Source organism: Streptomyces sp. NPDC060064 (assembly GCF_042736455.1).
Taxonomy (GTDB): Bacteria; Actinomycetota; Actinomycetes; order Streptomycetales; family Streptomycetaceae; genus Streptomyces.
Genome location: NZ_JBHWWF010000060.1, coordinates 1 through 14,749, shown reverse-complemented (window position 1 = coordinate 14,749; position 14,749 = coordinate 1). Strand labels below are relative to the sequence as shown.

The following is a 14,749-nucleotide window of genomic DNA, read 5'->3' as shown; positions in this document are numbered from 1 at the left end:
GCTCATTCATTGAATCCTGTACGGAATCCGCTACGGAATCCTGTACGGACCATTGACCTCCACTTGTCGCGGACACGACCATTCCCTCACCCGTGAGAGATCGCTTTCCGCATCCCGGAATTCGGAGGTAGGTCTGTCGTGTTCATGCAGGAACTGGAACCCGTCGCCGACTCGCTCGCCCTGTCCGCCCTCGTCGCCGCGCTCCCGCTGGTCACCGTCATGGTGCTGCTCGGAGCCGTACGGATGAAGGCCCACCGCGCCGGACTCATCGGCCTCGCCGTCGCGGCGCTGGTCGCCTGGCTCGCCTACGGAATGCCCCTCGGCCAGACCCTCTCGGCCGGCGCGCAGGGTGTGCTCTTCGGCCTCTTCCCCATCATGTGGATCGTCGTCAACGCCCTGTGGGTGTACCGGATGACGGTCCGTACCCAGCACTTCGACATCCTGCGGCGTTCCTTCGGCCGGCTCTCCGACGACCCTCGCATCCAGGCCCTCGTCATCGCCTTCTGCTTCGGTGCGCTGCTCGAAGCACTCGCCGGTTTCGGCGCGCCGGTCGCCATCTGTTCGGTGATGCTCGTCGCGCTCGGCTTCGACCCGGTCAAGGCGGCGGTCGTCTCGCTCGTGGCCAACACCGCGCCCGTCGCCTTCGGCGCCATGGGCACCCCGGTGGTGACGCTCGCTCAGGTCACCGGCCTGCCGCTGGACTCGGTCGCCTCGGTGGTCGGCCGCCAGACGCCGCTGCTCGCGCTCGTCGTACCGTTGGTGCTGGTCGGTCTTGTCGACGGGCGGCGGGGTCTGCGGGAGACCTGGGCGCCCGCGCTCGCCTGCGGATTCGCCTTCGCGGCAGCCCAGTTCGCGGCGGCCAATTATGTCTCGGCCCAACTCGCCGACATCGGAGCGGCGTTGGTGGGCGCGGCGGCGCTCGTCGCGGTGCCGGGCGCGCGCAGGCCGGCCGCGGAGCCGGTACGTGCCGCGGTGCTCACAGGCGTACGGAGCGAGGACCTGGACCACGAGGACCCGCGGCGCGAAGTGGTGCGCGCCTACGCCCCGTACGCACTCATCGTCGCGATCTTCTCCGTCGCCCAGATACCGCCTGTCAAACGGCTGCTGGCGGAGGCGACCCGTGTCTTCGACTGGCCGTTCCTCGATGTCGCGAGCCCGGAGGGGAAGCCGGTCGGCGCGAATGTCTTCACGATGCCGCTCGTCTCCACCGGCGGGACGCTGGTGCTGCTCGCGGGTGTGGTGACCGCGTTCGTCCTGGGCGTGGGCGGGCGGGAGACGCTGCGCGAATGGGCGGCGACCGTGCACGAGCTGCGGTACGCGATCCTCACGGTCACCTCCGTACTGGCACTCGCGTACGTCATGAACCTGTCCGGACAGGCCGCCTCCATCGGTCACCTCGTGGCCGCGGCGGGCGCGGGACTTGCCTTCCTCTCCCCGGTGCTCGGCTGGTTCGGCGTCGCGGTCTCCGGCTCGGACACCTCCGCGAACGCGCTCTTCGGCGCGCTCCAGGTGACGGCGGCGCGGGAATCGGGGCTCTCGCCCGAGCTGTTGGCGGCGGCCAACAGCTCCGGAGGGGTCCTCGGCAAGATGATTTCGCCGCAGAATCTGACGATCGCCTGCGCCGCGGTCGGGCTCGCGGGCAAGGAGGGCGACCTGCTGCGCAAGGTGCTCCCGTGGAGCCTGGGACTGCTCCTGGTGATGTGCCTGATCGTGACGGCACAGAGCACACCGGTACTGGGCTGGATGCTGCCTTAGTTTGTGCGGGTAGTTTGACGTGACCGCAGAGACTTCAGGAAGGTTGGGCCGTGACTGCTGATCTGTCGCAGATCGTGAAGGCGTACGACGTCCGCGGGGTGGTGCCGGATCAGTGGGACGAGGCCCTGGCCGAACTGTTCGGGGCCGCCTTCGTCCAGGTGACGGACGCGGACGCGATCGTCGTCGGCCATGACATGCGGCCGTCGTCGCCAGGGCTTTCCGGGGCGTTCGCGCGCGGGGCCGCGGCCCGGGGCGCAGATGTCACCCTGATCGGCCTGTGCTCGACGGACCAGCTGTACTTCGCTTCGGGGAAGCTGGGTCTGCCGGGCGCGATGTTCACCGCCTCGCACAATCCGGCGCAGTACAACGGCATCAAGATGTGCCGGGCGGGCGCCGCACCGGTGGGCCAGGACACGGGCCTCGCGGACATCCGCGCGCTGGTCGAGACCTGGTCCGAGCAGGGCGCACCGGCCCCGGCCGAGGTGCCGGGCACGGTGACCGAGCTGGACACGCTGACGGACTACTCGGCGCATCTGCTGTCCCTGGTGGACCTGTCGGCGATGCGTCCGCTGAAGGTGGTCGTGGACGCGGGCAACGGCATGGGCGGCCACACCGTCCCGACCGTCTTCGGGTCCCTGCCCCTCACTCTCGTACCGATGTACTTCGAGCTGGACGGCACGTTCCCCAACCACGAGGCGAACCCGCTGGACCCGCGGAACATCGTCGACCTCCAGGCCCGCGTGCGGTCCGAGGGCGCGGACCTGGGCCTGGCCTTCGACGGCGACGCGGACCGCTGCTTCGTCGTGGACGAGCGCGGCGAGGGCATCTCGCCGTCGGCGATCACGGCGCTGGTGGCGGCGCGTGAGCTGGCCAAGCACCCCGGCGGCACGGTGATCCACAACCTGATCACATCGTGGTCGGTCCCGGAGGTCGTCCGCGAGAACGGCGGCACTCCGGCCCGTACACGGGTCGGCCACTCCTTCATCAAGGAGGAGATGGCCCGTACGGGAGCGATCTTCGGCGGCGAGCACTCCGCGCACTACTACTTCCGGGACTTCTGGAACGCGGACACCGGCATGCTGGCGGCGCTGCATGTACTGGCGGCGCTGGGCTCGCAGGACGGCGCGCTGTCGTCTCTGGTCGCACAGTACGACCGGTACACGGGCTCGGGCGAGATCAACTCCACGGTCGACGACCAGGCGGGCCGTACGGCGGCGGTGAAGGCTGCGTTCGGGGCGCGCGAGGACGTGACGACCGACGAACTGGACGGCCTGACGGTGTCGACGGCGGACTGGTGGTTCAACCTCCGCCCGTCGAACACCGAGCCACTGCTGCGCCTGAACGTGGAGGCACGCGACGAGGCGACGATGACGAAGGTGCGGGACGAGGTCCTGACACTGGTCCGTGCTTCCTGACCCCGAGTGAGTCCCAGCCGGGTCCGGGGATGGGTTACTGCCCCCCGGCCCCGGGTGCAGCGCCTCGTTCGGCGGCGCGAAGCTGCCGCCCCGGGGGCGTGGGGTACCCCGTACCCCCACATCTCAAGGGCGGGCGGGTGGGGAAACGCCCGGGGCCCGGGGCGGAGCCCCGGTTTCGGGAAGGGGCGGGCAGGGGAACGCCCCGCGCAGCGGCCCCACCCGCACCCCGACCCACCCGCACCCCGACCCACCCGCACCCGCACCGCGCCCCGCAGCCCGCCCACCCCAGAACGCGCCGCACCCCGCCCCCCAGCGGTACGCTGACGTGGCTCAATCCGCATGACCGCGACCGCATGTTCGAAGCGACTTCGACATGCGGCATGCCCGAAGGGACACCCCACACATGCCGCTCGAAGCCGGCCTCCTGGAGATCCTCGCCTGCCCGGCCTGCCACGCTCCGCTCAGCGACCGCACGGCAGCCGACACGCCCGAGCTGATCTGCACGGGCAAGGACTGCGGCCTGGCCTACCCGGTGCGGGACGCCATCCCCGTCCTCCTCGTCGACGAGGCACGCCGCCCGGCGTAACCCGCACCACGCGCGCACCCCACCAACCGCACCCGTACAACCGCTCAACCGCTCAACAACCCAAGACCCCCCGCACGCGCACGCGATCGGAGGCCCACCCCCATGCTCGACGAGTCGCTCCTCGATGCCCCGGACGCCCTGGCCCGAGCCGATCGCCGAGGCCTCCTCCGAGGGGCCGCCGAGGCCGGGGCGCGCGTACGCACCGCCGCCAGGCACGCCGCCGAGGCAGGTATCGCCGAGATCAAGCCAGAGGGCCGCCCCCGGTCCGTACTCATCGCGGGCCCCGGCACCGCCGCCACCGGCGTCGCCGACCTGGTCAGCGCGCTAGCCGGCGCCACCGCCCCCGTCGCCCGGCTCGCCCCCACCGGCGTAGCCCCGGCCGCCGGCGCCCTGCGCTGGGCGCTGCCCGGCTGGGCCGGCTCCGTGGACCTCCTCCTCATCACGACCACCGACGGCAGCGAACCCGGCCTCGCCCTCCTCGCCGAGCAGGCGTACCGCCGCGGCTGCACCGTCGTCGCCGTAGCCCCCCAGCACTCCCCGCTCTCCGAGGCGGTCGACGGCACGCACGGCCTGGTCGTCCCCATGGCCACCGCCCCGCACGAGGTGTACGAGGAGACCCAGGCCGCGAGCCCCGGCGCGCTGTGGGCGCTGTTCACTCCGCTCCTCGCGCTCCTCGACCGCGTCGGCGTACTCGAGGCGCCCCCGGAGACGCTCGCCAAGGTGGCCGACCGCCTCGACGCCACCGCCGAACGGTGCGGCCCGGCCATCGCGACGTACAGCAATCCCGCCAAGACGCTCGCTGCCGAGCTTGCCGACAGCCTCCCGCTCATCTGGACGGAGGGCGCGGGCGCCGCCCCCGCTGGCCGCCGTTTCGCCGCCGTACTGGCCGAGCTGGCCGGCCGGCCCGCCCTGGTCGGGGAGCTCCCCGAGGCGCTCCCCGCCCACGGAGTGCTCCTCGCGGGCGCGCTCGCGGCAGGCGCCGACCCGGAGGACTTCTTCCGCGACCGTGTCGCGGAGCAGCAGGCCCTGCGCGCCCGCATCGTACTTCTGCGCGACCGGCCCGCCGGCGGCCTCACCGCCGCGCCCGCCGCCCGCGAACTGGCGCTCAGCCACGACACCCCGATCAGCGAGCTTGAACCGGAGGAGGGCACCGAGCTGGAGTCGATCGCCGAACTCCTCGCCGTCACCGACTTCGCGGCCGTCTATCTGGCCCTGACGGCCTCGCGCGCTCAGGCCTGAGAACACGGGTACCTGTCGAGTACCTGAGAACACGAGTACTGAGAACACGAGTACTGAGAACACGAGTACTGAAAACACGAGTACTGAGAACTCAAGGAAGAAGATGGATCGCCTCTCCAACACCGTGCGCCCCTACGCCTGGGGCTCCACGACCGCCATCCCGGACCTGCTCGGTGTCGCCCCCACCGGCGAGCCACAGGCCGAGATGTGGATGGGCGCCCACCCGGGAGCGCCCTCCCGCGTCACCCGCAGCACTACCGACCAGCCGCTGTTCGACGTCATCGCCGCCGATCCGGTACGCGAACTCGGCTCCGCGGCCGTCGAGAAGTTCGGACCGCGCCTCCCCTTCCTCCTCAAGATCCTCGCGGCCGGCGCTCCTCTCTCCCTCCAGGTTCACCCGAACCTCGAGCAGGCGAGGGAGGGCTACGCCGCCGAGGAGAGCGCGGGCGTCCCGATCGACGCTCCGCACCGCAACTACAAGGACGCCAACCACAAGCCCGAACTGATCTGCGCGCTCACGCCCTTCGACGGCCTGTGCGGATTCCGCACCCCCGTCGAGGCCGCCGATCTCCTCGCCCGACTCGAGGTGGACTCGCTCAAGCCGTACGTCGATCTCCTCCACGCCCACCCGGAAGAGGCCGCGCTCCGCGAGGTGCTGACCGCCATCCTGAGCGCCGACCCGGCCGAGATGGCCGCCACCGTCACCGAAGCGGCGGCCGCCGCGGAACACCTCGGCGGCGCCTACGCCCCGTACGCCGCGATTGCGCACCAATTCCCCGGCGACCCGGGTGTGATCGCCGCCATGCTGCTCAACTACGTCCAACTGCAGCCCGGCGAGGCGCTGTTCCTCGGCGCCGGCGTCCCGCATGCGTATCTCAACGGCCTCGCTGTCGAGATCATGGCCAACTCCGACAATGTGCTGCGCTGCGGACTGACCCCCAAGCATGTGGACGTGCCCGAACTGCTGCGCATCGTCCGCTTCGAGGCGACCGACCCGGGCGTTCTGCGCCCGGAGGCCGCGCCCTCGGGCGAGGAGGTCTACGAAACCCCGATCCATGAGTTCCGCCTCTCCCGCTACACGCTGGCTCCCGGCGCGCAGCCCCGCGATCTCACCGCTCCCACCTCGCAGATCCTGCTCTGCACGGCGGGCAGCGTGACGGTGGACAGCGTGCCTGCGGGAAGTGCGACGGCCGGTGAGCTGACCCTCGCCCCCGGCGAGTCGGCCTTCGTCCCGGCGGGGGACAAGACGGAGATCTCGGGCACAGGATCCGGTTCCGGCACCGTCTTCCGAGCCACTGTGGTGGCCTGACGCGGGGCCATCTTCGAGGGCTGCAACAATGGCGCACGGCAAAGACCGGGCAAAGCCCGGGTGGCGACCGACGTAAGTACGAAGGGACATCCGGCACACATGAGCGCGTCAGGCGGAACAAAGGCGATCGTGGCGGCACTGGGCGCCAACATCGCGATCGCGGTAGCGAAGTTCGTTGCGTTCCTCTTCAGCGGCTCGTCGTCGATGCTCGCGGAGAGCGTCCACTCGCTCGCGGACTCCGGAAACCAGGGGCTGCTGCTGCTCGGCGGCAAGAAGGCCAAGCGCGAGGCGACCCCGCAGCACCCCTTCGGCTACGGCCGTGAGCGATACATCTACGCCTTCCTCGTCTCCATCGTTCTTTTCTCGGTCGGCGGCATGTTCGCGATCTACGAGGGCTACGAGAAGATCAAGCACCCACACGAGATCGAGGCCTGGTACTGGCCGATCGGCGTCCTGGTCTTCGCGATCATCGCCGAGTCCTTCTCCTTCCGTACCGCGATCAAGGAGTCCAACGAGACACGCGGCAATTACTCGTGGACCGAATTCGTCCGCCGCGCCAAGGCCCCGGAGCTTCCGGTCGTCCTCCTGGAGGACCTGGGCGCGCTGGTCGGTCTGGTCCTGGCGCTCATCGGTGTGGGCCTGGCCCTGGGGACGGGCAACGGCGTCTGGGACGGCATCGGCACCCTCTGCATCGGCGTCCTGCTCATCCTGATCGCGCTGGTCCTGGCGGCCGAGACGAAGTCCCTGCTGCTGGGCGAGGCGGCCGGCACGGAGGATGTCGAGAAGATCAAGGCGGTCCTCGTGGACGGTGATGTGGTCACCGGCATCATCCACATGCGTACGCTCCACCTCGGCCCGGAGGAACTGCTGGTCGCAGCGAAGATCGCGGTCAAGCACGACGACACGGCCTCCGAGGTCGCGGACGCGATCAACGCCGCCGAGGACCGCATCCGCAACGCGGTCCCGATCGCCCGCGTGATCTACCTGGAGCCGGACATCTACAGCGAGTCGGCGGCCGCGGCGGGCGTCAACCCGGCGAAGGCCCCGGGCGGCGCGGGCCCGGAGACCTCCCACTGATCCGGCGTCGCAGCTCGCACCACCCACGAGAAGGCCCCGATGCCGGCAGGCAGCGGGGCCTTCTCGTCGACAAGGGCCCCGCTTTCGTCGACGAGGCCCCGCGCGGGCGTTCGCGCGGGGCCCCTTCGTGTTCCCTACGGGCTACTGGATCTCGCGCAGCACGTCGAGGATCGCCGCCTCGTCGGACGCGCCCGTCAGCCGCTCCCGGAAACCGGAGTCCATGAGCTTGCGCGACAGCAGCGCCAGGATCCGCAGGTGCTCATCGCCGGCGGCCGCCTCCGGCACCGTGATCATGAAGATCAGCTTGGCCTTCGTACCGTCGAGCGAACCCCACTTCACGCCCTCCGCCGACCGCGCGAACCCGACGATCGGCGCGGTGACCGCATCGGTCTTGGCGTGGGGAACGGCGATCTCCTCGCCGAGCCCGGTGGTGCCCTGGTCCTCGCGGGCGAAGGCGGCCGCCACGAGCGCGTCGGGATCAGCGACCTTGCCCGTGCCGGAGAGCATCGCGGCCATCTCCCGGATGGCGTCTTCCTTGCTGTCGGCGGCCAGCTGAACCTTGACGGTCTGCACGGTCAGATATCCGGACAGCACGTCGTCCTCGGCCGGTCGTGCCGGTTGTGCCGGTTCGGCCGGTTCGGGCTGCTCGGCCGCAGGCGGCGGGGAAGTGAGCGCGGTCTCGGTCCGTACGTCCCCGGCAACGCCCCCGGCACCGACCCCGACAAGGGCCGGCTCGGGCACCAGCGCATCCACGCCCACGCCCACACTCACGGGCGCCGGCGCACCGGCCCCGCGCGTCCTCCGCTCCTTGACGTCGATCAGCGCATTCGTGGTGATCGCGGTGACGACGGTGCCGATCGCGACCGCCAGGAAGAACGTCGGCACCCCTCCGACCGCACCGAGCACGGCCACGATCGGCCCACCGTGCGGAACCGCGTCCTCCACGCCGGCCAGACCCGCGATCGCACCGGCCACCGCACCACCGAGCATGTTCGCCGGAATGACCTGGGCCGGCCTGGCCGCCGCGAACGGAATCGCGCCCTCCGAAATCCCGAACATCCCCATGAAGAGCGCCGCCATACCGGTCTCCCGCTCCTGCTCCGAGTAGAGCCGCCGCCGGATCAGCGTGGCGAGCCCCTGCCCGAGCGGCATGACCGGAATCGCGGCGGCGCACATACCCATGACGGTCTGGTTGCCGGTGGCGATCAGCCCGGCGCCGAAGAGGAACGCGGTCTTGTTGACCGGCCCGCCCATGTCGAACGCGATCATGAGCCCCAGAATCGCGCCCAGCAGAATCGCACTGGTCCCGGTCATCCCGCTGAGCCAGTCGGTGAGATGCGTGAAGACCCACGAGATCGGCTTGCCGATGACGTTGATGAACAAGAGCCCCAGCACGGAGGTCGCGACGATCGGGATCACGATGATCGGCATGATCGGCCGGACGAACTTCGGGACCTTGACCTTCTTGATCCACAACACCAGATAACCGGCCAGGAAGCCGGTGACGATCGCACCGATGAAGCCCGCGCCGGCCTTCGGCGAACCGTAGAGCTCGCCGTGCGCGGCAATCCATCCGCCGATCATGCCCGGCACCAGTGCGGGCCGGTCCCCGATGGCGTACGCGATGTAGCCGGAGAGGATCGGGATCATCAGCGTGAAGCCGGCGACACCGATGTTGTTGACGTCCAGCCAGAAGGAGTCCTTCGGGATGATGTAACCCTCGGGCGTCGCATGACCCCCCAACGCCAGCGAGATGGCGATCAGCAGCCCGCCGGCCACCACGAACGGGATCATGTACGAGACGCCGTTCATCAGCGCCTTGTACGCGACGCTGCGCTCCTTGCCGCTCCCGCCCGCGCTGCTCGGCGGTGCCGCGCCCCCGCCCCCGCCGCCTGCCCCCTGCACGGGAGCCTTCTGCACCTGCTCGATCAGCCGCTCGGGGTGGTGGATGCCCTCGGCGACTCCGACGGCCAGCACCTTCTTCCCTGCGAACCGACTGCGGTCCACGTCCTTGTCAGCCGCGATGATGACGCCGTCGGCGTCTATGACATCGTTGTCAGAGAAGACATTCTCGGCCCCGATGGAGCCTTGAGTCTCCACCTTCATATCGATGCCGAGCGCCTCTGCGGCCTGCGCCAGCTTCTCCGCCGCCATATAGGTGTGGGCGATGCCGGTCGGACAGGCGGTCACCGCGAGCAGCTTCAACTTCCGCTGCCCACTTGCCGGACTGGTCACGTGGTTCTCCTAACGCTTCGGTGCGCAGATCGTCAGTGGTTCCCGATCCACGAGGCATCGTGCAACACACGAGCGCGACGGCGAAAGCCGCAGGACGCTGCCAGTTAGGGGCGACGGACCTCGGATGTGGCTGGATCCCAGCCCGGGCGGGCTGGGGCCCACTCGGCCGATCGGTGTAGATTCGTGACCAGAGTCAGACGTCGCTGCTGATGGCGGTCGGGCGGTCCCGTTCCACGGACCGGCCGAGGGAGAGAGGGCCTCCGACGGACTGCACTGCGGGCGCCCGGGCATCCGTATGCCCATGGCCGCCGCAGAGCCAGCCGTACCCACCCTCGACCCACACCACGAGGAGCAGCTCGCATGTCGACTGTCGCCACTGACCAGGACTTCAAGGTCGCCGACCTTTCCCTCGCCGCCTTCGGCCGCAAGGAGATCACTCTCGCCGAGCATGAGATGCCCGGTCTGATGTCGATCCGTAGGGAGTACGCCGCCGTTCAGCCGTTGGCGGGTGCCCGGATCACGGGTTCGCTGCATATGACGGTGCAGACGGCCGTGCTGATCGAGACTCTGGTCGCGCTGGGCGCCGAGGTGCGCTGGGCGTCGTGCAACATCTTCTCCACCCAGGACCACGCGGCCGCGGCGATCGCGGTCGGCCCGGCCGGCACGCCGCAGGCTCCGGCGGGTGTTCCGGTGTTCGCGTGGAAGGGGGAGACGCTGGAGGAGTACTGGTGGTGCACGGAGCAGGCGCTGACCTGGCCCAACACGCCCACCGGTGGCCCGAACATGATCCTGGACGACGGCGGGGATGCCACCTTGCTGGTCCACAAGGGTGTGGAGTTCGAGAAGGCCGGCTCGGCCCCGGACCCCTCGACGGCGGACAGTGAGGAGTACGGGCACATCCTGACGCTGCTCAACCGCACCCTGGTTGAGGCGCCGCAGAAGTGGACGCAGCTGGCGTCGGAGATCCGTGGTGTGACGGAGGAGACCACGACCGGTGTGCACCGGCTGTACGAGATGCACCGGGACGGCACGCTGCTGTTCCCGGCGATCAACGTCAACGACGCCGTGACCAAGTCGAAGTTCGACAACAAGTACGGCTGCCGCCACTCGCTGATCGACGGCATCAACCGGGCCACCGATGTCCTGATCGGCGGCAAGACGGCGGTCGTGTGCGGCTACGGTGATGTGGGCAAGGGCTGCGCGGAGTCGCTGCGCGGCCAGGGCGCGCGGGTGATCGTGACGGAGATCGACCCGATCTGCGCGCTGCAGGCGGCGATGGACGGCTATCAGGTGACCACGCTGGAGGAGGTGGTGGAGACGGCGGACATCTTCATCACCACGACCGGTAACAAGGACATCATCCTGGCTTCGGACATGGCGAGGATGAAGCACCAGGCGATCGTGGGGAACATCGGTCACTTCGACAACGAGCTCGACATGGCCGGCCTCGCCGCTGTCCCCGGTGTGGTGAAGGACGAGGTCAAGCCGCAGGTGCACACCTGGACCTTCCCGGACGGCAAGGTCCTGATCGTGCTGTCGGAGGGCCGGCTGCTGAACCTGGGCAATGCGACGGGTCACCCCTCGTTCGTGATGTCGAACAGTTTCGCGGACCAGACGCTGGCCCAGATCGAGCTGTTCACCAAGCCCGAGGAGTACCCGACCGACGTGTATGTGCTGCCCAAGCACCTGGACGAGAGGGTCGCCCGGCTCCACCTGGACGCGCTCGGCGTGAAGCTGACCACGCTCCGCCCCGAGCAGGCCGCCTACATCGGCGTCGAGGTCGAGGGCCCGTACAAGCCCGACCACTACCGCTACTGATCGGCTACTGACACACCGTCAGCAGCAGGTGCCAGCGGTACCAGGCAGGCCCCCGCACCCCCGTGTCGGGGGCCTGCCTCGTACCGGCCTCGATCGGCTCCCGGCAAGAGCCTCACCGCACTAGGACACCTGAGCCCCATGCCCCGCGGCCGTTATTCGCTTCACGATCCGCACGATCACACCCCCCTCGGTGACGAGCACTTCCAGTGCGCCCCCGGCCCCTCCGGCTGGCGCTACGTCTCCCAGATCACAACCCCCTCCGGCGACCACGTCGGTTCCGTCGACCTCGCCCTCGACGAACTCGGCCGTCCCATCCGTCTCGAACTCCACGCCGCGAGCTGGCAGGTCCGCGGTGCCGCCCTCGACGGCGTCACCTGGGTGCGCACCGACCCCACCGGCGCTCATGCCACCGAAGGCAATGTGCGCGCCCACGCCTTCACCGGCACATCCCCCGCCTTCCTTGTCGCCACCGCACGTCTCCTGCGACTCACCCCCGGTTCCCCCGCGACGCGTGTCCGCCTCGTCGCCTTCACGGATCCTGTCCTCGCTCCCCGCACTCTCGACCAGTCCTGGGCCCTGATGAAGAGTGAAGCGCATGCCACTGACAATGGCCCCCTGACCGTGGACGAATACCAGGTCAGCGCCCTGGACACGGGCGAACAGCACCTCGTCCACATCGCCGGAGACGTGGTCCTCGCAGCCCCCGGCATCGAACTCGAAAACCTCGAGACCCCGCCCTCGGTCTTCCCCTGACGCGCTGATGCCCTGACGCACCGACGATTCCGACGTCCCGGCGACCGGTAGGCCTGACGATCCGGCCGCGCGCCCCTACGCGGGCGGCGCAAACCCCGTGACCGGCGGCGTCTCCGTGTCCGGCACCGCACCCGGCACCGCATCGCACTCCGCAACAACGGCGCCCGGCACCACCCCACTCGGTGCCACCCCACTCGGCACGGCAGCCCCGCCGGCACCAACCGCCCCCGGTGCCACTCCTCCTGCGGCTCCGGCACCGGGGACCGAGCCACTTCTGGTGGCCGCCCCCGGAGTCGCCCGACCCTCCGGGCTGCCAACTGCTACCGCCCCCGCCGTAGCCCCGAACCCCCCGAACGCTTTCCGGGCATCACGCGCCTGCCGCTCGTTCACCACAGCCGCCAAATAGGCGGCCGGCGGCACCCTCTCCGGCGCGGGCGCCCCCGTGCACGCTGCCAGATCACCAGCCAGCCGCCCCGCCATCGACCAGCTCACCGCCTGGTCCAGCTGCCTCATCCGCGTCAGGTACTGACGTATCGCGAGCCACAGATCATCAGGCACCCCCGACAGATCCAGTTCGGCAAACCGGCCGACGAGCCACGGCGGCGGAGGCGGCACCCCCATCCCCCGCCCGGCCGGCACCCTCTCCCGCACCACCAGAGTCCCCGCGAACACATCCCCGATCCGCCGCCCCCGCGCCGACATCAGAGAAGCGATACAGGCAATGACCCCGAACGACATCAGGATCTCCACCACGCCCATCGCCCCGCGCACCAGCGCATGCCGGAACCGGATCGGCCCCCCGTCGTCCCGCACCACCCGCAGCCCACAGGCGAGCTTCCCGAGCGAGCGACCATGACTGAGGGTCTCCACGGCTATCGGCGCCCCGACCAGGACCAGCAGAAACGTCGCGATCGACACCGCAGTGACCGCCGCCTCGTCCAGCGACGCGGTCGCCACCGCAAGCCCGATCGACACCGGGAGATACGCCGTCCACACCACGACGAGGTCGATCACGAGAGCGAGCGCCCGGCTCGGCAGTTTCGCCGGCCGCAGCCCCAGTACGACCGCATCCCCCGTCACAAGCGCACTCACTGCTGCCCGCCCTTCGCCGTCGAACGCCCTGCCCCTTGATCCCTCAGTCTGCCAAGCTGGCCCGCAGCGCGCCGCAGTAGTACGGACCGTACGCACCCAGTGCCTGGAGCAGCAGCCGACCATGGACCTCGATGTCTTCGTGACCGCCCACCGCGCCGAGTGGGACCGCCTGGACCACCTCCTGCACAGGGGACGTCGCCTCACCGGCGCCGAGGCCGACGAACTTGTCGCTCTCTACCAGCGCACGGCCACACATCTCTCTCTCATCCAGTCCAGCGCCCCGGACCCGATGCTGACGGGCAGGCTCACCCAGCTCGTCGCCCGAGCGCGCGCCACCGTCACCGGAACCCGCCGTGCCACCTGGCGCGACGCGGTTCGCTTCCTCACCGCGGGGTTCCCCGCGGCCGTCTACCGCTCCCGCCACTGGTGGATCCCCACGGCGGTCCTCTCCACCGTCCTCGCCGCGATCATCGGCTGGTGGATAGGCGCTCACCCAGAGGTCCAATCAGCGATCGCCGCCCCGGATGAACTGCGCCGGCTCACCCGCCCCGGCGGTGAGTACGAGACGTACTACTCGAGCCACCCGGCGGCCTCCTTCGCAGCCCAGGTCTGGACGAACAACGCCCAGGCCGCCGCCATGTGCCTGACGCTGGGCGCGTTCCTCTGCATCCCGGTGGTCTGGATCCTCTTCCTCAATGTGCTCAACCTCGGCGTCGGCATAGGCCTGATGTCGTCGGCCGGCCGCCTCGACACCTTCCTGGGCCTGGTCCTCCCGCACGGCCTGCTCGAACTGACCGCTGTCTTCGTCGCCGCGGGCACGGGCCTCCGCCTCGGCTGGACTGTCATCGACCCGGGCCCCCAATCCCGCCGCACGGCCCTCGCCCAGCAGGGCCGCGCCGCCATCGGTATGGCCATTGGCCTCGCCCTTGTCCTCTTCGTGTCGGGCGTGATCGAAGGCTTCGTCACCCCCTCAGGACTGCCGACCTGGGCGCGTATCGCCATCGGCATCGCGGCTGAGCTGGCGTTTCTGGCGTACGTCTACATCCTGGGCGGCCGAGCAGCCCGCGCCGGCGACATCGGCGACGTGGAGGCGGCTGACCGCAGCGCCGAACTCCCGGCCGCTGCCTGATGTGCGTCCGGCGCCTCTGAGCTGCTACTCTCCTCTTCGCCCCACAAAAACCGTTGACACGGTCGGCGTGGGGAGGTAGATTTAAACGGTTGTCTCGGACTGGACAAGTACGAGTGCGACCGTTAATATCTCTCTTGCTCTCGCCGGAAATTGAATTTCCGCAGAGCCTCTCGATTCTTATCCGGATCAAGAAGGCCGATTAGCTCGGCCGGAATGCTTCTGATAAAGTCGGATCAGCCGAAAGGCAAAAGGCCCCCAACGGCCACTGGAAACGAATTCCGAACCGGAAACGGAACGGGAAAAGAATCTGGTAAGGTTGGAAACACCGAAGGGAAGCGCCC

Annotated in this window: 11 protein-coding genes; 9 read left to right on the top strand and 2 right to left on the bottom strand. The window is 69.6% G+C overall.

The genetic code is table 11. The features are described 5' to 3' along the window. Positions 1 to 138: 138 nt before the first annotated feature. From ACFWDI_RS38375 to ACFWDI_RS38350, 6 genes are all read left to right on the top strand, one after another. A complete protein-coding gene (locus tag ACFWDI_RS38375; RefSeq protein WP_385311454.1) occupies positions 139 to 1,755 on the top strand; it encodes an L-lactate permease in 1,617 nt (538 codons plus the stop codon). Positions 1,756 to 1,805: 50 nt separating this feature from the next. Continuing rightward, on the top strand, positions 1,806 to 3,170 hold the full coding sequence (locus tag ACFWDI_RS38370) for a phosphomannomutase/phosphoglucomutase (protein WP_385311452.1): 1,365 nt from the start codon (positions 1,806 to 1,808) through the stop codon (positions 3,168 to 3,170). Between the two features lie 403 nt (positions 3,171 to 3,573). Continuing rightward, the gene (locus ACFWDI_RS38365; protein ID WP_326650288.1) at positions 3,574 to 3,756 is read left to right on the top strand and encodes a Trm112 family protein; all 183 of its coding nucleotides are present in this window, start codon (positions 3,574 to 3,576) and stop codon (positions 3,754 to 3,756) included. 102 nt (positions 3,757 to 3,858) lie between these two features. Next, the gene (locus ACFWDI_RS38360; RefSeq protein ID WP_385311450.1) at positions 3,859 to 4,995 is read left to right on the top strand and encodes an SIS domain-containing protein; all 1,137 of its coding nucleotides are present in this window, start codon (positions 3,859 to 3,861) and stop codon (positions 4,993 to 4,995) included. 103 nt (positions 4,996 to 5,098) lie between these two features. Beyond that, the gene (manA, locus tag ACFWDI_RS38355; RefSeq protein WP_385311449.1) at positions 5,099 to 6,304 is read left to right on the top strand and encodes a mannose-6-phosphate isomerase, class I; all 1,206 of its coding nucleotides are present in this window, start codon (positions 5,099 to 5,101) and stop codon (positions 6,302 to 6,304) included. 99 nt (positions 6,305 to 6,403) lie between these two features. Next, positions 6,404 to 7,381 carry a cation diffusion facilitator family transporter gene (locus ACFWDI_RS38350; protein ID WP_385311447.1) on the top strand — a complete coding sequence of 326 codons (978 nt, stop codon included), beginning with the start codon at positions 6,404 to 6,406 and terminating at the stop codon, positions 7,379 to 7,381. Between the two features lie 141 nt (positions 7,382 to 7,522). Here ACFWDI_RS38350 and ACFWDI_RS38345 read toward each other — a convergent pair whose 3' ends face one another. Then, the gene (locus ACFWDI_RS38345) at positions 7,523 to 9,616 is read right to left on the bottom strand and encodes a fructose-specific PTS transporter subunit EIIC (protein WP_385311445.1); all 2,094 of its coding nucleotides are present in this window, start codon (positions 9,614 to 9,616) and stop codon (positions 7,523 to 7,525) included. A gap of 360 nt (positions 9,617 to 9,976) precedes the next feature. Here ACFWDI_RS38345 and ahcY point away from each other — a divergent pair, with 360 nt between their 5' ends. Beyond that, positions 9,977 to 11,434: an adenosylhomocysteinase gene (gene ahcY, locus ACFWDI_RS38340; protein WP_385311444.1), complete on the top strand. Its 1,458-nt coding sequence runs from the start codon at positions 9,977 to 9,979 to the stop codon at positions 11,432 to 11,434. A gap of 138 nt (positions 11,435 to 11,572) precedes the next feature. Continuing rightward, positions 11,573 to 12,187 carry a hypothetical protein gene (locus ACFWDI_RS38335; protein WP_385311442.1) on the top strand — a complete coding sequence of 205 codons (615 nt, stop codon included), beginning with the start codon at positions 11,573 to 11,575 and terminating at the stop codon, positions 12,185 to 12,187. Positions 12,188 to 12,262: 75 nt separating this feature from the next. Here ACFWDI_RS38335 and ACFWDI_RS38330 read toward each other — a convergent pair whose 3' ends face one another. After that, positions 12,263 to 13,279, bottom strand: coding sequence for an RDD family protein (locus ACFWDI_RS38330; RefSeq protein WP_385311440.1), 1,017 nt, complete (start codon positions 13,277 to 13,279; stop codon positions 12,263 to 12,265). A gap of 121 nt (positions 13,280 to 13,400) precedes the next feature. On the opposite strand from ACFWDI_RS38330, the gene ACFWDI_RS38325 reads away from it, so the two are divergent. Next, positions 13,401 to 14,408 carry a stage II sporulation protein M gene (locus ACFWDI_RS38325; protein WP_385311439.1) on the top strand — a complete coding sequence of 336 codons (1,008 nt, stop codon included), beginning with the start codon at positions 13,401 to 13,403 and terminating at the stop codon, positions 14,406 to 14,408. The last annotated feature ends 341 nt before the right edge of the window (positions 14,409 to 14,749 follow it).

What these genes read in the sequence shown, in the direction of transcription:
- ACFWDI_RS38335 (WP_385311442.1), top strand. Translation starts at nt 11,573, where the DNA reads ATGCCCCGCGGCCGTTATTCGCTTCACGATCCGCACGATCACACCCCC.
- ahcY (WP_385311444.1), top strand. Translation starts at nt 9,977, where the DNA reads ATGTCGACTGTCGCCACTGACCAGGACTTCAAGGTCGCCGACCTTTCC.
- ACFWDI_RS38350 (WP_385311447.1), top strand. Translation starts at nt 6,404, where the DNA reads ATGAGCGCGTCAGGCGGAACAAAGGCGATCGTGGCGGCACTGGGCGCC.
- manA (WP_385311449.1), top strand. Translation starts at nt 5,099, where the DNA reads ATGGATCGCCTCTCCAACACCGTGCGCCCCTACGCCTGGGGCTCCACG.
- ACFWDI_RS38325 (WP_385311439.1), top strand. Translation starts at nt 13,401, where the DNA reads ATGGACCTCGATGTCTTCGTGACCGCCCACCGCGCCGAGTGGGACCGC.
- ACFWDI_RS38360 (WP_385311450.1), top strand. Translation starts at nt 3,859, where the DNA reads ATGCTCGACGAGTCGCTCCTCGATGCCCCGGACGCCCTGGCCCGAGCC.
- ACFWDI_RS38365 (WP_326650288.1), top strand. Translation starts at nt 3,574, where the DNA reads ATGCCGCTCGAAGCCGGCCTCCTGGAGATCCTCGCCTGCCCGGCCTGC.